The 21283-nt window shown below is 64.1% G+C and carries 12 protein-coding genes and 1 riboswitch; of the genes, 6 read left to right on the top strand and 6 right to left on the bottom strand.

Annotated features, from left to right (window positions below; translation table 11 throughout):
* Positions 1-54 precede the first annotated feature (54 nt).
* The 3 genes from ACCQ01_RS18200 to ilvC are packed head-to-tail and all read right to left on the bottom strand — an operon-like array spanning position 55 to position 3061.
* A complete protein-coding gene (locus ACCQ01_RS18200) occupies positions 55-312 on the bottom strand; it encodes an ACT domain-containing protein (protein ID WP_011038424.1) in 258 nt (85 codons plus the stop codon).
* Positions 296-2017: an acetolactate synthase 2 catalytic subunit gene (gene ilvG / locus ACCQ01_RS18195; RefSeq protein ID WP_042596939.1), complete on the bottom strand. Its 1722-nt coding sequence runs from the start codon at positions 2015-2017 to the stop codon at positions 296-298. The genes ACCQ01_RS18200 and ilvG overlap by 17 nt, the downstream gene beginning before the upstream one ends.
* Positions 2018-2062: 45 nt before the next feature.
* On the bottom strand, positions 2063-3061 hold the full coding sequence (gene ilvC, locus ACCQ01_RS18190) for a ketol-acid reductoisomerase (protein WP_115001840.1): 999 nt from the start codon (positions 3059-3061) through the stop codon (positions 2063-2065).
* 639 nt (positions 3062-3700) lie between these two features.
* Between ilvC and ggt the strand changes: the two genes are divergently transcribed.
* Together ggt and ACCQ01_RS18180 are read left to right on the top strand one after the other, a co-directional pair.
* Positions 3701-5410, top strand: a complete 1710-nt coding sequence (gene ggt / locus ACCQ01_RS18185; protein WP_228431209.1) for a gamma-glutamyltransferase — start codon at positions 3701-3703, stop codon at positions 5408-5410.
* 78 nt (positions 5411-5488) lie between these two features.
* Positions 5489-7327, top strand: coding sequence for a methyl-accepting chemotaxis protein (locus tag ACCQ01_RS18180; protein WP_228431207.1), 1839 nt, complete (start codon positions 5489-5491; stop codon positions 7325-7327).
* A gap of 12 nt (positions 7328-7339) precedes the next feature.
* On the opposite strand, the gene ACCQ01_RS18175 is transcribed toward ACCQ01_RS18180, so the two are convergent.
* Entirely contained in the window at positions 7340-9274 is a 1935-nt protein-coding gene (locus tag ACCQ01_RS18175; RefSeq protein WP_228431205.1) for a S9 family peptidase, read from the bottom strand.
* 596 nt (positions 9275-9870) lie between these two features.
* Positions 9871-9969: riboswitch (TPP riboswitch) on the top strand.
* Between the two features lie 114 nt (positions 9970-10083).
* Between ACCQ01_RS18175 and thiC the strand changes: the two genes are divergently transcribed.
* From thiC to ACCQ01_RS18155, 4 genes are all read left to right on the top strand, one after another.
* Positions 10084-11961 (top strand): phosphomethylpyrimidine synthase ThiC, encoded by a 1878-nt coding sequence (gene thiC / locus ACCQ01_RS18170; RefSeq protein WP_228431203.1) that lies wholly within the window; start codon positions 10084-10086, stop codon positions 11959-11961.
* 394 nt (positions 11962-12355) lie between these two features.
* The gene (locus tag ACCQ01_RS18165; protein WP_228431201.1) at positions 12356-14710 is read left to right on the top strand and encodes a winged helix-turn-helix domain-containing protein; all 2355 of its coding nucleotides are present in this window, start codon (positions 12356-12358) and stop codon (positions 14708-14710) included.
* 119 nt (positions 14711-14829) lie between these two features.
* Positions 14830-15723 (top strand): helix-turn-helix domain-containing protein, encoded by an 894-nt coding sequence (locus tag ACCQ01_RS18160; RefSeq protein WP_228431199.1) that lies wholly within the window; start codon positions 14830-14832, stop codon positions 15721-15723.
* A 48-nt stretch (positions 15724-15771) separates the two neighbouring features.
* Positions 15772-18660 carry a TonB-dependent receptor plug domain-containing protein gene (locus ACCQ01_RS18155; RefSeq protein WP_225042431.1) on the top strand — a complete coding sequence of 963 codons (2889 nt, stop codon included), beginning with the start codon at positions 15772-15774 and terminating at the stop codon, positions 18658-18660.
* 636 nt (positions 18661-19296) lie between these two features.
* Here ACCQ01_RS18155 and ACCQ01_RS18150 read toward each other — a convergent pair.
* A complete protein-coding gene (locus ACCQ01_RS18150; RefSeq protein ID WP_012437451.1) occupies positions 19297-20409 on the bottom strand; it encodes an HDOD domain-containing protein in 1113 nt (370 codons plus the stop codon).
* Between the two features lie 146 nt (positions 20410-20555).
* Entirely contained in the window at positions 20556-21092 is a 537-nt protein-coding gene (ppa, locus tag ACCQ01_RS18145; RefSeq protein ID WP_002804918.1) for an inorganic diphosphatase, read from the bottom strand.
* Between the last annotated feature and the right edge of the window lie 191 nt (positions 21093-21283).

Raw genomic sequence — 21283 nt, 5'->3', positions numbered from 1 at the left:
CCGGAAGAAGACACCTCCGAACAGCCATCTGGTCATCCCGCGAGGTCTGCAGGCTCATGCGGCCGCCTCCACCGAGTCCAATGCCGTGATCGCCACCGACTCGCAGTCGTACACTTTTTCCAACTGTAGGCGCAGCGTTTCCGGCGGGCGCGTGCTGTCCACGTCTAGTTGCAGATGCCAGCGGCCGGCATCGTCCGGCGCGGCGGCGCCCTGGATGGCGCACGGGCGGAAGCCACGCCGTTCGGTCATGCCGATCACGCGCACCAGCGCGCCTTCGGCCGGCTTCAGCACCAGATCAAGCCGGTAACGCATGAGGGGTCTCCTTGGCCGCATGTGCGGGATTGCTGTCCAGCATGGTGCTGTTGGCATTGTTGGGCGGCACCAGCGGCCACACGTTGGCGCGTGCGTCGATGGCCACATGCAGCAGGCCCGGGCCGGGCTGCGCCAGCAACTCGGCCAGCGCGGCGTCCACATCGCCGCGCGCAATGATGCGCTTGGCCGGGATGCCGAATACCTGCGCCAACGCGGCGAAATCCGGGTTGTCGGAGAGGTCGATCTCGCTGTAGCGCTCGGCAAAGAACAGTTCCTGCCACTGCCGCACCATGCCCAGCGAGCTGTTATCCAGCAGCACGATCTTCACCGGCAACTTGCAGCGCGCAATCGTCACCAGCTCCTGCACATTCATCATGAAGCTGCCATCGCCGGAGACCAGCACCACGGTGCGGTCCGGGCAGGCGAACTGCGCGCCCATCGCCGCCGGCAGGCCGAAGCCCATGGTGCCGAGCGCGCCGCTGGTGAGATGGTTGCGTGGGTCGTTGAAGCGGCAATGCTGCGCAACCCACATCTGATGCTGGCCGACATCGCAGGCAATGATGGTGTCGGCCGGGGCCACTTCGCTCAGGCGCTTCAGCAGCGCCGGTGCGTAGATATCGGTGCCTGGTGCGTCATAGCGCGCGCCGAACTTTTCACGGTTGGCAAAACACCGCGTGCGCCAGGCCTGGCAATTGGCACGTGCCGCGCTCAACGCCTTCAGGCTGGTGGCCACATCGCCGGGCACCGCCACATCGGCGGTGCGCAGCTTGGAAATTTCATACGCGTCGGCATCCAGGTGGATGACGCGCGCAAATGGTGCAAATTCGCTCAATTTGCCGGTGGCGCGGTCGTCGAACCGGGCGCCGACCACCACCAGCAGATCGCACTCCTGGATGGCCATGTTCGCCGCGCGCGTGCCGTGCATGCCCAACATGCCCAAATAGTCCGGGTGGGCATGCGGTAACGCGCCCAGGCCGCGCAAGGTCAGCGCGGTCGGGATGCCGGTGGCTTCCACGAAGCGACGGAAGGCCTCCACCGCGCCCGCCAGCGCAATGCCGCCACCGCCGTAGACCACCGGGCGTTCGGCGCTGGCGATCGCCGCCAACGCTTCGGCCAACTTGGCGTCCTGCGGCGCCGGCGGAGGCAGCACCTGCGCCGGCACGTGGTCGGGCAGATGCGAGGCATCGGCAATCTGCACGTCCTTGGGCAGGTCGATCAGCACCGGCCCAGGACGCCCTTCGCGTGCAATCCGAAACGCCTCGCGCACCATCTCCGGCAACTCATCCACGCTGCGCACCAGGAAGCTGTGCTTGACGATTGGCATGGTCATGCCGAACACGTCCAGTTCCTGGAACGCATCGGTGCCCAGCAAGGGTGTGGCGACCTGGCCGGTCAGGCACACCATCGGCACCGAGTCGAGCATGGCGTCGGCAATGCCGGTGACCAGGTTGGACGCGCCCGGGCCGGAGGTGGCCACGCACACGCCGACACGGCCACTGGCACGGGCGAACCCGTTGGCCGCCAATGCGGCACCTTGTTCATGACGCACAAGGATGTGCTTGAGCTTGGAATCCACCAGGGCGTCGTAGAACGGCATGATGGTGCCGCCCGGATAGCCGAACAGCGTTTCCACGCCCTCGGCTTCCAGGGCCTGCGTCAGCCAGCGCGCGCCATTGCGGGGCTTGCTGTGTGCGGAGGTGTTCATGCGTTGTGCGGACCTTTCGGTTAAACGGTGGGGGAGGCGGCGGCGTTACGCCGCCTGTTGCTTCGCAGGTGTGGCGGCCTGCTGCTCACCATTGAGCCATACCATCTTGGCGCGCAATTTCTTGCCCACTTCTTCGATCGGGTGCTCCAGATCGGCCTGCTTGAACTTGGTGTAGTTCGGCAGGCCGGCTTCGTATTCGGCCACCCAGTTCTTGGTGAAGGTGCCGTTCTGGATGTCGGTCAGCACATCTTTCATGCGTGCCTTGGTGCTGGCATCGATGACGCGCGGTCCGCTGACGTAGTCGCCGTACTGCGCGGTTTCGGAGACGAACTCCAGCATGCGAGTGATGCCGCCTTCGTAGAACAGGTCCACGATCAGCTTCAGTTCGTGCAGCACTTCGTAATAAGCGATTTCCGGCTGATAGCCGGCTTCCACCAGCACTTCGAAGCCGGCCTGCACCAGCGAGGACGCACCACCGCACAGCACCGCCTGCTCACCGAACAGATCGGTTTCGGTCTCCTCCTTGAAGGTGGTCTTGATGATGTTGGCGCGCGCGCCGCCCAGGCCGCCAGCGTAGGTGAGCGCGAACTGCTCGGCCTTGCCACTGGTGTCCTGATAGACCGCATAGATGCACGGCACGCCGCGGCCAATTTCATATTCGCGACGCACCAGTGCGCCCGGGCCCTTCGGCGCGACCAGCACCACGTCCAGATCCGCGCGCGGCTTGATCATGTCGAAATGCACGTTCAACCCGTGCGCGAACAGCAGACAGGCGCCCTGCTTCATGTTCGGCGCAATGACCTCTTCATAGAGCTTCTTCTGCACCATGTCCGGGGTCAGCACCGCGACCAGATCAGCGGTCTTTACCGCTTCGGCCGGCGCAACGACGGTGAAGCCATCGGCCTGGGCCTTGGCTTCGGTCGGGCCACCGGGGCGCAGGCCAACGGTGACGTCGAAGCCGGAATCGCGCAGGTTCAGCGCATGCGCGCGGCCCTGGCTGCCGTAGCCGATGATCGCGATGGTCGGTTGGGTGTCGTTGCTCATTGAAAATCCTTGCGGTGTGGGCAGTGGGAAAGGAATCAGCCGGCAGTGGAGATACGTACTGGCCGAACAAAGCGGGGAATCACAACGGCGTCGTCCATGCAGGGATGCACCGCGCCGCGTGTTGCGGCGTTGCTCAAGTACTCTGCGGTGGTGGAGATGGCGTTGTTCATGTCATTCGAAACTTTTGGTGGTCCCTGAAACGCGAAACCCCGCGCCGTTGCCGGTGCGGGGTCTGATCGAAGCCTTGTGTGTCTGTTGCCTACACGAAGCCGCGTCCCGCACCGGTTGGCGAGGTAATAAGTACGAGCACGAGAAGCGACGCCGGCGCGCCGATGGGCGCGGGCAGTGAAGCGTTCAAGGTGGCGGTGCGTTGCGGCATGGGTCTGAGATAACCACCGCCGCTGCGGGGGTGTCAACCCTTGCGGCTGAAACTTCGGTCATCGTACGAAGTGGCGCGCGCAAAGCCGCGCCACAGCAGCATGGTTACCGCTGAAACCGCAGCGACGCGCGGCACGTGGCTGCAACCGGCGTCACCAATTGCGCGGCTTTTGCGCCGGGTTCCTGCGGTCTGGACGTTGCGCGCTGGTGCACTGGTATCGTTGGCAACTCATCATTGATGTGCTCCTGGGGGCTCTTGCCATGCGTCGCGTACCTGCCTTGTTGGTGTCTGCTCTGGTGCTGCTCGCGCCACCGTCTGGTGCGGCCGACCGCATCACCGGGCAACCTTTCGCCACCCGCTCGGAAGTGATCGCCCCGCATGCCATGGCCGCGACCTCGCAGCCGCTTGCAACGCAGATCGCATTGGATGTGATGAAGGACGGCGGCTCGGCGGTGGATGCGGCGATCGCTGCCAATGCCGCACTGGGCCTGATGGAGCCGACCGGTAACGGGGTGGGCGGGGATCTGTTTGCGATCGTGTGGGACCCCAAGACCAACAAGCTCTACGGCTACAACGGATCGGGCCGCTCGCCGAAGTCGCTCACCCTGGCCGAGTTCCAGCGCCGGGGGTTGAAGGACATTCCGCCGACCGGGCCGCTGCCGGTGTCGGTGCCGGGCGCGGTGGACGGCTGGTTAGCGTTGCACGGGCGTTTCGGCCGCAAGCCGATGGCGCAGGACCTGGCGCCGGCGATCCGCTACGCGCGTGAGGGGCACCCGGTTGCCGAGACGATCGCCTATTACTGGGACCGCTCCGTGCCGCGGTTGTCGCAGTACCCCGGCTTCAAGGAGCAGTTCACCATCGACGGGCATGCCCCGCGCAAGGGCGAACTGTGGAAGAACCCGAACCTGGCCAATACCTTGCAGCAGATCGCCGATGGCGGGCGCGACGCGTTCTGTAAGGGCGAGATCGCGCGCGCCATCGGTGCCTACTTCAAGGCCAATGGCGGCTTTCTAAGCTACGAAGACCTTGCCAGCCACCAGGGCGAATGGGTCGAGCCGGTCAGCACCAATTACCGCGGCTATGACGTGTGGGAACTGCCGCCCAACAGCCAGGGCATCGCCGCGTTGCAGATGCTCAATATCCTGGAAGGCTACGACTTCTCCAAGATTGGCTTCGGCTCGACCGAGCATGTGCACCTGTTCACCGAGGCCAAGAAGCTGGCCTTTGCCGACCGCGCACGCTTCTATGCCGACCCGGCCTTTCAGCCGGCGCCGCTGGCCAAGCTGATTTCCAAAGACTATGCCGCGCAGCGCCGCGCGCTGATCTCGATGGACAAGGCCTTGAAGGAAGTGCAGCCGGGCACCCCCAAGCAGCTGGAGGAGGGCGACACCATCTACATGACCGTGGCCGATGCCGACGGGATGATGGTTTCGCTGATCCAGTCCAATTACCGTGGCATGGGCAGCGGTATGGCGCCGCCGGGTCTGGGCTTCATCCTGCAGGATCGCGGCGAGATGTTCGTGCTGAAGAAGGACCACCCCAACGGCTACGCCCCGGGCAAGCGCCCGTTCCAGACCATCATCCCGGCGTTCGTCACCAAAGACGGTAAGCCATGGCTGAGCTTTGGGGTGATGGGCGGCGCGATGCAGCCGCAGGGCCATGTGCAGATCGTCATGAACCTGGTGGACTTCCATATTAATCTGCAGGAAGCCGGCGATGCACCGCGCATCCAGCATGAAGGCTCCACCGAGCCCACCGGCCAGGCCACGGCGATGAGCGATGGCGGCGAAGTCAATCTGGAGACTGGCTTTTCCTACGACACCATCCGCGGGCTGATGCGCAAAGGTCACCGGGTGATCTTTGCCGACGGACCTTATGGCGGCTACCAGGCGATTGCGCGCGACCCGGCCAGCGGCGTCTATTACGGCGCCTCGGAGAGCCGCAAGGACGGGCAGGCCGCCGGTTACTGAGCGGCTGCACGCGATAATGCACGCTCAATTCCACGCCGCGCGCGCCGCTAACGTGTTCGATGGATTCGGAGGAATCCCATGAATTCGATGCAACAGTCCGATCTGCCGGCGCATGCGCCGGCAGCACTGCTTCCCGATGCACCGGTCGCCTTGTTGCGGCTTTCGGCCGAGGCGTGCCTGGTGGCCTGCAATCGCGCCGGGCTCGATGTGCTGGGCATCACCGCCGCCGAGCTGCAGGGCGCGCCCGCCACGCTGCTCTGGGGCTTGAACGCAGCCGATCTGGTCGGCGAAGAAGGCGTGTGGGCTGCTCCGGGCGATGACCCAGCGCGCCGCGTGCGCTACACGCGCGACCGCGTGCATGGCGGCTGGCTGCTGTCCTTACCGCACGTGGAAACCGCCACCTTGCTGCGCGAGGCCACACGTCTGGCTGAAGACAGCCGCCCAGTGCCGATCTCGCCACTGCTGCAACCGCTGGTGGCCCGCCTGCAGGCCGAGCACGAGGACCGCACGGTGCTCGAACGCACCGCGCAGGCGCTGGCCGGCTGCGAGCTGGAACTGTTGCTTCCTGCTGGCCTGGCCGAGACCGAGATGGGCCGCCGGCTACAGGCGGGTTTTGGCAATCTGGCCGAAGCGATCCGCCAGGCGGTGGCCTTGTCGGTACAGATCGCCGCCGAAGTGCCGCCGCTCGTGGCCGAGAACGACGAAATGGTGCGCCAGTCGCAGGCGCAGACCGAAGCGCTCGATGGTGCGCGCATCGCAGTGGAACGGCTGGCGACTAACCTGCATGACGTCAACGCCGAGCTGGCACAGGTGATCACGCTGGCCGGTAGCGCGGATGAAAGCGCGCGCCAGGGCATGGCCGCGGCGCGAGCGCTCGGCCAGGCGATGCAGGAAGTGGAACGGCGCGCCGCACGCGCAGGCGAGGTCATCGAAGTCATCGACTCGGTCGCCTTCCAGACCAACATCCTTTCCATCAACGCGAGCATCGAAGCCGCACACGCCGGCGACGCCGGACGCGGCTTTGCGGTGGTCGCCACCGAAATCCGCCGCCTGGCCGAACGCGCTGCGGCGGCTGCGCGCGATGTGCGCGCAATCCTGGCCGAGACCAGCGCAGCCATCGGCGAAGGCGCCGCTTCCGCGCGCGGCACCGAAGCCGTGCTCGACGGCATCACCGGCCTGCTTGGGCGTGCCAGTGGCGCGATGACCGCAGTGGCCGGTCGCATCCAGGCGCAGGACGGCGAGATCCGTGGCATCGAAAGCGCCGTGGATGGCGTGGTGGCGCTGGGGCGCAGCAATCTGCAGCATGCCGCGCATGTGGCAGAACGCAGCGAAGCGCTGGAGCGAGGCACCGAAACGCTGCGCGACTGCGTGGGCCTATTCCGGCTGCCGGCCGATCCATTGCAGGTGCCACGGCATGCGCGGGTCAAGGAATTGGCGGTGGCCACCGCCGGGCGCATCGGCACCGCGTTGGCGCAGGCCATTGCGCGCGGCCAGATCGACGAAGCAGCCTTGTTTGCGCGTACATACACGCCTATTCCCGGCGTGGAGCCGGCCAAGTTCAGTACGGCGTTTGATGGCGTCTGTGATCAGATTCTGCCTGCCTTGCAGGAACCGTTACTGGATGCGCACGCGTGGATCGTCTTTGCGATCTGCGCCAATCCCGACGGCTATGTGCCCACCCACAACCTGCGCTTCACCCAGCCGCTGACCGGCGATGCCAAGCGCGACCTGGTCGGCAACCGCACCAAGCGCAAGTTCACCGACCGTGTCGGCCGCAGCGTCGGCGCGCATACCGACCCGTACCGCCTGCAGGTCTATCGCCGCGACACCGGGCAGATCATGTTCGATCTGTCCGCGCCGATCTTCGTCGGCCGCAAGCACTGGGGCGGCCTGCGCGTGGGCTATACGCTGGAATAACCGCAACCGCGCTTACTGCGGCGCGGCAGAGGCCGTGCTGGCGGGTGATGCGGGCACGGCGTTGCCCAGCTGCTCGGCAAGGAAACGTTCCAGCGTGCGATAGAACGCAATCTGATTGGCGTCCTTGTAGAAACCGTGCCCTTCTTTTGGGACGGCCATCCACTGCGGTGCATTGCCACTGCGCGTCAATGCCGCACGCAAGCTCTTGGCCTGCGCGAATGGCGCACGCTCGTCTTCTTCGCCGTGTACCAGCAACACCGGGACCTTGATCCGTTCGGCCAGGCTCACCGGCGAATGCGCCGCAAGATCGGCGGCGTCACGGCCGATGGCGCGTTCCAGATAATTGATGCCGTAGTCGCTGCGGTTGATGTCGCCCTTGCTGTACATCATCTGCAAATCGTAGATGCCGGCCAGGCCAACTGCGCAGCGGAACAACTCCGGCGCCTTGACCTGCACCATCATTGCTGCATACGCACCAAAGCTGGCGCCATAGCTGCAGATGCGTGACTGATCGGCCAGCCCTTGCGCAACCGCCCAGCGCACGCCGTCGACCAGATCGTCCTGGATGCGTTCGCCCCACTGCCGGTAGCCGGCGCGCTCGAAGTTGTGGCCGCGGCCGTGGCCGCCACGGTAGTTGACCTGCAACACCAGATAGCCGCGGCTGGCCAGGAACTCCGCGTCGGTATCGAACGCCCAGCCATCGCCGTCGGCATGCGGGCCGCCGTGCGGCAGCAGGATCATCGGCAACCGCGTGCCCTTGGCGGCGTTGTTCGGCACGGTCAGCACACCGTCCAGGGTCAAACCATCGCGTGCCTGGAAGGTCACCATGCGCCGTTCGCTCATCTGCGCCGGCTGCAGCGCGTTGCGCGCCTTGACGACCAATTTGAGGGTATTGCTCGTGCGGTTGAAGATGTACCAGTCTCCGGCGTTGCGATCGCTGTAGGCGTGCAGCAAGAGGCCGTTGCCGTCTTCGGTGAAATTGATGAAATCCACGTACTGGCCGGCCAGCGTTTCACTCAGGCTGCGGTGCAGCCTGGCTTCGGCGCTGTCGTCGAGGTACTGCAGTTTCGGCTTTCCCGGCCCGAGCCTGGCCGCAAACGGCGGTTGCGGCATAGGCCCCCACTGCAGGTCGTCCACGGTGTAGAACGGGTCCGCTGCAAGCACGCTGCGTTGCTGGCCCTCGGGCGTGCTGGACACCAGCGCTGCAGGCCCGCCGGCGTCGTTGTACCAGCCGTACACGCGGCCCGGTTGGCTGGCGAATGCAAACGGGCGCCAGTTTGCCTGCACCTGTTGCAGGGCTGCCCAACCGTTGCCGTTACGGCGATACAACAGTGAATTGTCGTTGTCATCGGTGCCGTAGGCGTACTGCGCGACACCGGCATTGTCGAGCACGAAGCGCAGGTCGGGCACGTCGATGTCGGCCATCAGCCGATGCGTGGTGGTCGTGGTGTCGACGTCGTAGAGCATCGAGTGGCGCGAATCCAGCGACAGGCGACGCATGTAGAAGTGGCCGTTGGGATGGGCCGGTAACCCTTCGATATAGCCGAAACCACGCTCCAGGCCGGCATTGCGGGTGCTCTGCAGGTAGCCGTAGACATAGCGCTGGTTGCTGCCATCCAGATCGGTGGCAATGATTTCGCCCATGGGCAGGGGTTCTTCCAGCGAGCCGAGCTTGCGGCCCTTGCCGATGACCAGCCGCCGGTCACTGACCCAGGCAATCCGCACCGGCAGCTCATAACGCGGCAGGCGCAGCATGGTGGTGGATTGCATGTCCGCAATCCGGTAGACCACCAAGGCGTAGCTGCCTTCGCCGAGATCGGCGCTCACCGCCAGATGTTTCCCATCCGGCGACATCGATGGCGAGGAAATCGGGCCGGATTCGACGAAGGCCTCCGCCGGCGGCGCGGGCTGGGCACACGCCTGACCGCCCATCCACATCAACAGCATTGCTGCCGCCCAGACACACCTCTGCGTTCCCTGCATTTGCGTCATCCATCCCCTGTTTGCTGAACGATAGCTAAGCGAGCCGGGTGATGACAAGTGGGGGCACAAAAAAAAGCCGCCGAAGATCGGCGGCAGGGGAGAGAGAGCTGGTTTCTTGTTGTAATGCGGGCAGGCTAGCGCTGTGGCGTGCCGTGCAAATGCCGGTGGATGCCGACGATTGCGTGTTGCATGGCAGGATGCGCGTTGCTTGTCGGCCGTGGCATGAACGCGGCGGCTTTGCGAAAGACACGCTGCGTTCCAGCTGCGTCATGCGGCCGTTCGATCAGACCGCTAGGTGTGGTGCAGGCAGCTTTAACGGCCGGGAGGGCGGACGCCCAGTCGAACCCTTTTGGCAGAGTGCTGACCACGACGGCGGGGCGCGCCCGAACACGTGGTTGACGCCTACATGGACAGTGGCGTTCCACGGAAATGGCAGTGCCCGTATGGCGTTGAAGGTGATGTAGGCAACACGACGATAGTTGCTGGTCTAATCCAGACTCACCACGACGCCTGAGACCGCCGCAGACACATGTCGCCCGCGCGGCGATGTGGTTTAATCGCCGCCGAAGTGGGGGTACCACAGCACTGCTGCGGTTGAGATAGTCCCTTCGAACCTGATCCGGCTCATACCGGCGTAGGGAAGCTTCGTTAGATGCGCTGCTCCGTGCCTGCACGGGTACGTGCCATTGAGCGCCGCCGCTTCGTCCGCACTGCGACCCCTCGCAGCGCCAGCACCCTTGGTGCTGGCTTCTCAGCACACAGGACGAACGCCAATGAATGCCGCGCCCACCGTTTTGCTGCAACAGACCCAGACGCTCTCGGCGGCTGTGACCCAGCCGATTCCCGGTTCCCGCAAGATCTTCGTGCAAGGCCCGCGTGCAGACCTGCAGGTGCCGATGCGCGAGATCGTGCTGACCCGCACGCCGACGCTGTTCGGCGGGCAAGACAACCCGCCGCTGAGTGTCTACGACACCTCCGGCCCCTACACCGATCCGCAGGCGGCGATCGATCTTGCTGCCGGCCTTGCGCCGTTGCGTGCCGACTGGATTGCCGAACGTGGCGACACGCTGCCACTGGACGCACTGAGTTCCAGCTTCGGTCGTGGTCGCGAACATGATGCGCGGCTGGATGCGGTGCGCTTCCCGTCGCGACGTTTGCCGCGTGTGGCGCGCAGCGGTGCCAATGTGACGCAGATGCATTACGCGCGCCGCGGCATCATCACCCCGGAGATGGAGTTCGTTGCCATTCGCGAAAACCAGCGACTGGAAGCGGTCACCGATGCGGTGTTGCGCAAGCAGCACCCCGGCGAAGCCTTCGGTGCGGCAATCCAGCAGCGCATCACCCCGGAGTTCGTACGCGAGGAGATCGCGCGCGGCCGCGCAATTTTGCCCAATAACATTAACCATCCGGAAAGCGAGCCGATGATCATCGGCCGCAACTTCCTGACCAAGATCAACGCCAACATCGGCAACAGCGCGGTGTCATCGGGCATCGCCGAAGAGGTGGAAAAACTGGTGTGGTCGATCCGTTGGGGGGGCGACACGGTAATGGACCTGTCGACCGGCAAGCACATCCATGAGACGCGCGAGTGGATCGTTCGCAATTCGCCGGTACCGATCGGCACCGTGCCGATCTACCAGGCACTGGAAAAGGTCGACGGCCGTGCGGAAGAGCTCACCTGGGAGATCTTTCGCGACACCTTGATCGAGCAGGCCGAGCAGGGCGTGGACTACTTCACCATCCACGCGGGCGTGCTGCTGCGTTACGTGCCGCTCACCGCCCGGCGCGTCACCGGCATCGTGTCGCGTGGCGGTTCGATCCTGGCGAAGTGGTGTCTGGCACACCACAAGGAAAACTTTCTCTACACGCACTTCGAAGACATCTGCGAAATCATGAAGGCCTACGACGTGGCGTTTTCGCTGGGCGACGGCTTGCGCCCCGGCTGTATTGCCGATGCCAACGACGCGGCCCAGTTCGGTGAACTGGAGACGCTTGGCGAGTTGACCAAGCTCGCCTGGAAGCATGATGTGCAGACCATGATCGAAGGGCCAGGCCATGTGCCGATGCAACTGATCAAGGAGAACATGGACAAGCAGCTGCGCGAGTGCGGCGAGGCGCCGTTCTATACGCTGGGCCCGCTCACCACCGATATCGCACCTGGCTACGATCACATCACCAGCGCCATCGGTGCGGCGATGATCGGTTGGTTCGGCACTGCCATGCTCTGCTATGTCACCCCCAAGGAACACCTGGGCCTGCCCAACCGCCAGGATGTGCGCGACGGGATCATGGCCTACAAGATCGCCGCGCATGCGGCCGACCTTGCCAAGGGCCATCCCGGTGCGCAGGTGCGCGATAACGCCTTGAGCAAGGCGCGCTTCGAGTTCCGCTGGGACGACCAATTCCATCTCGGCCTGGATCCGGAGAAAGCCAAGGAGTTCCACGACGAGACCCTGCCCAAGGACGCGCACAAACTGGCGCATTTCTGCTCGATGTGCGGCCCGCACTTCTGTTCGATGAAGATCACCCAGGATGTGCGCGACTACGCGGCTGAGCACGGCATCAGCGAGGACCATGCGCTGGAGGCGGGCATGCAGGAGAAGTCTGGAGAATTTGTGGCGCAGGGCGCACAGGTGTATCGGGCGTCGTAGCTGCCGGGCGGCACGCGGCTGCAGCGGATCGCTGTGGCCGCTTAAGAAAAGTTCAGTTTTGAATGGTGCAGATTGGCGCTTGCATCGCAAGTGCCGTCGGAAAAATTTCCGCGTCGAGGCACGAAATCCAAGCAAATTCGGCGCGTCTAGCTGAATCGCAGATAAAAAAATCGCGCCAGAGGCGCGAAGGGTACGTCGTAATTGTTTGAATTCTTCGGCGAGAGAGAGAGCCTGACGTCGCCGCCTGTCATAGGAAGCAACGGTGCATAGCGTAAAATTTGCACCAATTAGATGCATGACACAGTTGGTTGTCGTGCTTTGCTGAATTTGGCGTCTCGCGCAGTGTGCGTGATTGGTCTTGTTGTCCTTGCCGGCGTGTGTGTCTTTGTTGCCCATGAGTTCTTCCTCCATCCCTTCATCGTCCATGGGCCGGCTGCGCGTCGGTGTCTGCACGGTCGATGTAGCCTCGCGCGAAGTGCATGTTCCCGGTGCAAAGCGCACCCCGCGACTGGCGCCCAAGGCGTTGGCAGTGTTGCTGGCGCTTGCCCGGCAGCCGGGGCAGGTGGTGACGCGCGAGCAACTGCTGGCCGAGGTCTGGCCGGACACGCTGCCGACCAACGATGTGGTGACGCAGGCCATTACCCAGGTGCGCAAGGCGCTTGCCAGCGATGGCAGCGAACGTTCCGCGCATATCGAAACCATCGCAAAGACCGGGTACCGCTTGCTGGCGCCGGTGACGTGGGAGACGCCGGAGGCCGTTGACAGTGCTGGTACAAACGCGGCGCCCCCGGACCCTGCGCAGTCACAGGCAAGTGCGAACGGCAACGCGCAGAGGGAAGACCGCGCCAGCGCGCACGTGCTGATCGGTAGCGCTATTGATGCGAGCCCTGCACAGCCCGCTGCGAGCGCTCAGTTACCACGTGCCCGGCGCCGTGGCGTGGCGCTGGCCTTGGCCTGCGTCGCCCTGCTGGTGGTGTTGGGGTTGGCGGCAAGAACCTTGTGGCAGCATGCATCCAGCACGGGCGCAGTGTCGGCCGGCACGGTGGTGGGCAGTCCCAAGCGCCCGTATCAGGTGATCACCGCTGGTGGCGGCTTCGACCTGACGCCCAGTCTGTCGCCGGACGGCGCCATGGTGGCGTACGCGTCCCTGGTCAACGACCGCCCCGGGACTTCGATCCTGGTCAAGACCACCAATAACGCGTATCCGCGCGTGCTCGACACTCCGGGCCGCGGGGCGGCCGACCGGCTTCCGGCGTGGTCGCCGGATGGCCGTGCGATCGCATTCGAGCGCGATGGCGCAGATGGCAGCTGCCGCATCATGATTGCCGCCGCCAACGGCCAGGCCGCGGCCCACGAGGTTGTGCGGTGCGATGGCGCGGACATGCTGAGTTTCAGCTGGTCGCCGGACGGGCGCGCTTTGTTGTTCGGCACCATGACCGGTGCCAATGGCGCGCGGCGCATTCGTCGCCTGGAGCTTGAAACCGGGCAATGGCAGACGCTGGCGTACAGCGCGCACCCGGACGACTTCGATTACATGCCGCGGTATTCACCCGACGGTGCGTGGATAGTGTTCATGCGTAACCCACAGATGGGCGACCTGTGGCGCATGCCTGCGCAAGGTGGGACGCCGGAACGGTTGACCGACGACATTGCCGAGATCCGCGGCTGGAGCTGGCTGCCCGACAGCAGTGGGGTGATCTTCGGACGGCGCGTGGACAGCGAAGCGCGGCTGTACCGGCTGGAGTTGCACCACCGTAGCCTGCACGATCTCGGCGTGGACGACGCACAGGCACCGGATGTGGCCGGCACGCATGCGGTGTTCGTGCAGCGCAAGCCACAGTTCGGTCTGTATCAGGTGGTTCGCGATCCCATGAACGGCGGTTACCTGCGACGTCGTCTGTTTCCGTCCAATGGGCGTGATGATCAACCGATGATTGCGCCGGATGGCCAGCAACTGCTGTTCACCTCCAATCGTTCCGGCGCCTATGGCCTGTGGTGGGGCAATGTCACCAAGCCCGGCTCGGTACGTCTGCTTGAAGGATTGCGCCCGGACAGCCGGCAGGCCGCGGACTGGTCGGCCGATTCGCAGCACGCGCTGGTGACCGGCACCGACGCCACCGGCCACCGTGGCATCTACGAAGTCACGCCTGGCAGTGGCAAGGTCACGGGACTGGCAGTGCCGCAGACGCGGCCTTTGCAGGCGATCTACCTGCCAGACCCTAATCAATTGCTGGTGGTTGCGGCTTCCGACGACGGGCGAACGTTCGCCACCGTCTATGACCGCCGCGCGCAACCGTGGCGCGCGCTGAGCGTCTTGCCTGATGTCTCGCAGCTGCGTCTGGACCGCGCCTCAGGCGAGGTGTTGTTCACGCGTTTGTCCACCGGCGGACTGTGGCGCATCGCGCCGTCGCTGGCCGCCGACACCTTGCAGCCGATCGATCGCATGCAACCCTCGCGCTGGCGTTACCGCAGTTGGGCGCCGGGTGCGCATGCGCAGGTGCATTACCTGTCTTCCACAGACGCGTGCTTCACGCATGACAGTGAACTGCGCAGTGGGCAGCAGGGCCAGTGCATGGATGTTGCCAAGTACACCGCCATCAACGGCTTCAGCATCGATCAGCGCAGTGGCGCGATGTATGTGTCGCTGGCTGAGGAAGATGGCAGCGCCATTGCCTTCATGCCGCTACCCGCAACACCCGCCACCTCGCTCGGCATCGTCTCCAACCTGTTGTTCAAATTGAACAAATAGGCTTCGTAAATTCTTCGGAATCTCTTCGTGGCGATTTCGGGACACCTTCGGCAAAACATCCTGACTGCCGCCAGATTCGGCAAAACACTGTGCGCTCTTTTGTACAGCGGGCTGCCAGCATGCAACAGGTCATCACTGCCGATCGTGGCGTTGCACTCTCCATCGACGGTGCTGGCGAGCACACGCCGACCACTTGTCTGGCAGTTGCGCGGCTCGGCAGCCTGCGCACGGTGGCGGCGACCTTTACGTTGTGGGTGCAGCTGCGCGGCCGTTCCTGGGTGGAAGCCAAGGAGGGCCGTTTCCGCCTGCATGCAGGTGACTGGATCGCCTTCGACAAGGATTCCCATCCCACGGTGCAGGCGGACCGCAGTGCCGTCTGCGTCGGCGTCAGCCTGGATGGCCACAGCCTGCAGTCGTTGGCCGAGCTGACCGATGCCACGTTGTATCCCGGCCGCAGCCACCTTGCGCGCAGCGACCTGCGCATTGCATTGCGGCTGTGGCGCAATGCCGCCGCGCAGAGCGGTAGCGCTTCGGCCCGGCCGCTGCTGCTGCATCTGGCCGGGATGCAGCGCGAATTCGTCGAACAGGAACAGCGCTGCCCGGGCCGCTCGCGTAGCCGTCGCCGTCAGGTGTTCGGGCGGATGCAGCGGGCGCGTCTGTATCTGGAAGGCAACAGCGACCGCGTGGTGCGCATCAGCGAACTGGCGCAACTGACCAACTTCTCCAGTTGGTATGTCTCCAAGACCTTCCAGAGCCTGTATGAGGAAAGTCCGCAGGCGCTGTCGGCACGCTTGCGTCTGGAACGCGCCTCGGACCTGCTGCGCGATACCTCGATGATGATCGGTGAGGTTGCGGCCGCCAGCGGCTTCGACAACTGCTGCAGCTTCGCGCGTGCATTTCGTGCGCGATTCGGCGTTTCCGCTTCGCATTACCGCGACCAAGCAGCAAATCCGCCAGATTCGGCAAAGCCACGGAACGTGACGCGCAAAGCGACGGCGTTCACGCAAACGTAATTTGCACAGGGGCGCTTAACGCGCCACTAACGAACCCTGGAGAGATTGATGAACCTTCGCACCTCCGCAGTGCGGCTGGGCCTGTTGCCCGCCGGTATTGCGATCGCGTTGACGCCGGCATTTGCCGCCAATGCACAAGAGCAGTCCGCCCCGTCGACCACGACGCTGGACCGCATCGAAATTACCGGCTCGCGCATCCGCTCGGTCGATGTGGAAACCGCACAGCCGGTTTTCACCGTGACGCAGCAAGACATTCAGAAGTCGGGCCTGGTCAGCGTTGGTGACATCCTCCAGAACCTGTCGATCGCCGGTACGCAGACCTACAGCAAGGCTGCGGTGCTGACCTCCGATCCGGAGCAGGGTGGCCAGTACGTCAACCTGTACAACCTGGGTGAGAACCGTACCCTGGTGCTCGTGAACGGCAAGCGTTGGACCAGCAGCTTGTCTGGTCTGACCGACATGTCCACCATCCCGAGCTCGCTGATCGAGCGCATCGAAGTCCTGAAGGACGGTGCCTCGGCGATCTACGGCTCCGACGCCGTGGCCGGTGTGGTGAACATCATCCTGCGCCAGAACTACGACGGTGCAGAAGCCTCGGCGTACTTCGGCCAGAATGGTCGTGGCGACGGTTCCAAGGAGCAGTATTCCTTCACCGCCGGCACCACCACCGACCGCTCCTCGCTGGTGTTTGGCGCCAACTACACCAACGAAGATCCGGTGTGGGCGAAGGATCGCGCGCTGACCCGTTATTCGGCCGGCCCGAACCATATCGAAGACAGTCTGAGCGCGACCGGCCCGTGGGGCCGCTTCACTTCTAACGACCAGACCTACATCCTCAACCATACCGGTTCGTTCGACGGCCGTGGCGTGGGCGCCGATTCGCGCAACATCGCCAACTACCACAACGACATCACCACCGACGACTACTACAACTCCGTCGATCAGATGATGTTGCAGCAGTCCAGCCGTAACAAGTCGATCTTCACCACCGGCAGCTACAACCTGACCGACAGCCTGACCTTCAAGTCGACCGCGATGTACTCCGAGCGCGACTCGAACCGTCAGATCGCCGGTTACCCGCTGCAGGCCTCGTCGCAGCCGCAGTTCCCGGTGGCGATTAGCGGTACCAGCTACTACAACCCGGTCGGCCAGGACATCAACAGCTGGTTCCGTCGCACAGTTGAATTGCCGCGCACCACCGAAAGCAACGTCAAGACCCTGCATTTCGATGCAGCGCTGGAAGGCGTGTTCGACGTCGGCAGCCACGGCTGGAACTGGGACGTGGGCTTCAACTACAACAAGTACGATGTGACGCAGGTGTCGCGCGGCAACATCAACTTGCTGGCGCTGCAGAAGGCGCTGGGCCCGTCGTTCCTCAATGCACAGGGTCAGGTCCAGTGCGGCACCGCAGCCAGCCCGCTGCCGCTGGGCACCAGCAATGCGCTGGGCCAGTGCACCCCGTTCAACATCCTGGGTGGCCCGTCGGCTTCCACGCCGAACGCGCTGCAATACATCAATGCGCTGGGTCAGGCCACGCAGCAGAGCCTGAGCAAGCAGTGGACTGCCAACATCACCGGTGGCCTGTTCGATTTGCCGGCCGGTGAGCTGGGCTTGGCCGCAGGCGTCGAACACCGCGAAATCAGCGGTTACGACTATCCAGACCAGCTGTCCAGCGCCGGTTACACCACCGACCTGGCCGCACAGGCCACCGAAGGTCGCTACCAGACCAACGAAGCCTATCTGGAGCTGTTGATTCCGGTGCTGAAGGACCTGCCGGGCGCCAAGGAACTGTCGTTCGACGTGGCCGCGCGTTACAGCAACTACAGCCGCTTCGGCGACACCACCAACAGCAAGTTCAGCTTCACCTGGAAGCCGATCGACGACCTGCTGGTGCGTGGTACCTACGGCACCGGTTTCCGTGCGCCGACGCTGTCGGACACCTTCGGTGGCGGCTCGCAGACGTTCGATACCTTCACCGATCCCTGCGATGCGACCTTCGGTTCGCTGGGCAATGCGGGTGTGGCAGCACGCTGCGCTGGCGAAGGCCTGCCGGCTGGTTTCCGTCAGACCGATACTGCAGGCAACGCGGTAACGCGTCGCGACGTGCAGGGCAATGCACCGTTTAATTCGGGCGTGGGTAATGCCGAACTTGAGCCGGAATACAGCATCACCCGCACCGTGGGCATGGTGTACAGCCCGCATTGGGTGCAGGGCCTGGACTTCTCGCTGGATTGGTACCGCATTTCGATCTCCAACATCATCACGTCACTGACGGCCAATGATGTGCTGAACAACTGCTACCTCAACAGCCTGGCCAGCTACTGCGCCGACTACGGTCGCGACGCGGTCACCGGGCAGGTCACCACGCTGAGCCGCGGCAACGTCAACCTGGGTCGCCTGGAAACCGAAGGCTACAACTTCGGTGTGCGTTATCGCATGCCGGAAACTGCGTACGGCAAGTTCGCTGTCAACCTGGACACCAACTACCTGGCGACCTATAAGTCGCAGGCAGAAGCTGGTGCCGAGTGGGCAAATGCTGCCGGCTACTGGAACTTCCCGCGCGTGCGTGCCACCTTGGGTCTGGACTGGTCGCTGGGCGCGTTGTCGGCCAACTGGAACCTGCGTTACTACGGCGGTTTCCGCGATTACTGCTGGGATGCAGCGGCAGGCATCGAGTGCAACAACCCGAACTACCAGACCCCGAATCCGGGCTGGGGTGGCGGCACCGGTTCCAATAAGAAGGGCTCGATCTCCTATCAGGACGTCTCTGTCACTTGGCAGGCTCCGTGGGATGGCAGCGTGACCGTGGGTGCCCGCAACATCTGGAACAAGCAGCCGCCGGTCACCTACTCGATCACCAACAGCAGCACCGCGGCGATCGACCCGATGCTCGACTACGACCGCTTCCTGTTCGTGCAGTACAACCAGCGCTTCTGATCACCGAAACGTTGTAGAACGTGTTACGAAAAAGCGGGCCGAAAGGCCCGCTTTTTTTGTTTGCATTAGCACGTAGATTGGTATGTCTAGGCGTTATCTGTGTGGTTAGCGCTTTTTGCCGGCAAAGTGCGGCCCCCGAAATGGCAGGCATGGCGTTTGGTTTACAGACTTGCTGCCGGAGCGTGATTCAACCTCGCTGTGGCGCTCCATTGGCGTCGTCTTACGCGGAGACGCATGTGTTGCTAACGCTGCGTTTCACTGGTCCAAATGGCTGAATATCGTTGGCAACGCAATGCCTTGTGAGCCGCGAATGCATCCTCTGAAGCAATGATCCAAGCGTGTTTCTACTCGGTATGCATACTCTGACGGCTTGCAAAGCGGTCAAGCCAAGCCTCCAGGCTGCATCGCTATCTGCTATCAATAAGCAGCAATCGCTGCAATCCAATGCGACAAATGCGTCGGTCCATGCCGTCTGATATGGCAAGTGGAAGAGTGCGTGACGTCGCTTGCTGGGCCGCGACGGGCCAGCGCAATGGCGTAGCTTTTGAAACGAAGATCTGTGCGCGCATCGTATGCAAGAAAAAGGGCGCAACTTACGTCGCGCCCTTCAGCCTGCATCACTGCACGTGCAGAGACTTACGCCTCAGCAAGCCCCATCAACGTATCGGCCTGCTCGCGCCAATTTGGCAGGCGATTGATGACGCCAACCTTGGTCAGGTATTCCTCGTCCACGGTCTCGCCGCTGGCCAATGCAGTCGCCACGTGCACGGCGCCGGTCACCCAGAAGCTGCGCAGGCTGGAGCGTTGCGGGTGGCGATGGAAGGCGACCGCTTCGATGATCGGCATCGGCAGGCCCCACAGGCCCAGCAGGTAGGCGCCCGCCTCGGTGTGGCCTAGACGCTCGTCACCTTCTACGGCCGGTTCGCGTTCATCACGCACGCCGGGCAGCAACAGGCCGATGTCGGCCAGCAGTGCGGCGGTGGAGCCCAGTTCGGCGCTGGTCGGTGGCAACACCTTGGCAGCCAGGCGCGAGGACAGCAGCGCGCGGCGCTGCATTGCGGCGCGCTCGGCCGGGGTCAGGGTCTGCACCGAGAACACTTCGCTGGCCAGCACCAGGTCACGCAGCGTGGCCACGCCCAGGCGCGTTACCGCAGTGCGCAGGTCGGTGATGCTGCGTCCGCCGGAGAAGAACGCCGAGTTGCACAGCTGCAGCACCTTGGCCGCGATCGCCGGGTCGCCGGCGATCAGCTTGGCGATGTCGGCCGCGTCGGCGCCATCGTCCTCTTCCAGCGCATGCATCAGGCTTAAATACAGGTGGGGCGGGGAGGGCAGCTTCTCGATCCGCCCAATGGCCGCGCGCAGGCGCGGATTGCTGAGCAGGTCGCGCAACTCTTCCAGGCTGGTGACCGCTTCCAGCAGCACTTCCGGTGCCAGCGGCATCGGCAGGAAACGGTGCGCCACCCCGATGATGCGCGCCGGTGGCGTGCGCTGCCCGTCCTGGGCATCGATCAGGGCAATGCGGATGGTGTCGGGCCGCAGGGTGCGGATTTGCCCGAGCAAGGTCGCGGCGGTCAAGTCCGGCAGGACCGGGGCAACGATGACGGCATCGAAGGGCGACAGCGCGGCGGCTTCGATGGCAGAGTTCCCGTCCGGGACCTGCTGCGCCTGCCAGTTGTCGCCGAGTTCGGCAATGTAGTCGACAAGGTCGGACGGAAGACTGGCTTCGTCCCCAACAAACAAAATACGCAAGGCACTTCCCCAAGAGTCACCGGCGATAGGCGCCGGCCAAACGCTGTCGGCAATGTACCCAATCTGCCGACAGCGGTCACCGGCATCACGCCAAAAGCGTGATGCCGATCGCCCCGCGCGTGCGGGGCAGCGTCACGGTCGACGGCTCAGGGCGCGTCGGAATTATAGCGTTCCACCGACTCCACCAGGATGCGCTTGGCTTCCGCCGCGCCGCCCCAGCCGTCCAGCTTGACCCACTTGCCTTTCTCCAAGTCCTTGTAATGCTCGAAGAAATGGCCGATGCGCTCCATCCAGTGGCTGGAGACCTGATCGATATCTTCGATATGGGCGTAGCCGGAGAAGATCTTCTCGATCGGCACTGCCAGGATCTTCTCGTCGCTGCCGGCCTCATCGCTCATGCGCAGCACGCCGACCGGGCGGCAACGCACTACCGAACCGGGCACCAGCGGCAACGGCAGCACCACCAGCACGTCGGCCGGGTCGCCGTCGCCGCACAGGGTGTTGGGCACGTAGCCGTAGTTGCAGGGGTAGCGCATCGGGGTCGACAGGATGCGGTCGACGAAGATCGCGCCGCTGGCCTTGTCCACTTCGTACTTGACCGGCTCCGAGTCCTTGGGGATCTCGATGACGACGTTGATTTCTTCCGGCAGGTTCTTGCCGGAGGTGACCAGTTCCAGGCCCATGCGCGTAGCTCCGAGGCTTCAGCTGTGTGTGGAGGCCGATTCTACGCGTTCGGCTGTTGCGGTGCAGCGACACTGAATAGGCCTCTGTCTGACAGCGGCGCGCGGCATAGTCCGCGTTCATCACGGGCCGCTTCCCGATGCTGCTAAGCATGCCCGGGCGTCACGCTGCAGGCTCATCCACAGCCACGGAG

Origin of the sequence: Xanthomonas sp. NCPPB 4037 (assembly GCF_041475695.2) — a bacterium.
Lineage (GTDB): Bacteria > Pseudomonadota > Gammaproteobacteria > Xanthomonadales > Xanthomonadaceae > Xanthomonas > Xanthomonas campestris.
The sequence above is the reverse complement of the archived record's forward strand: the minus strand, read 5'-3'. Positions and strand labels throughout refer to the sequence as shown.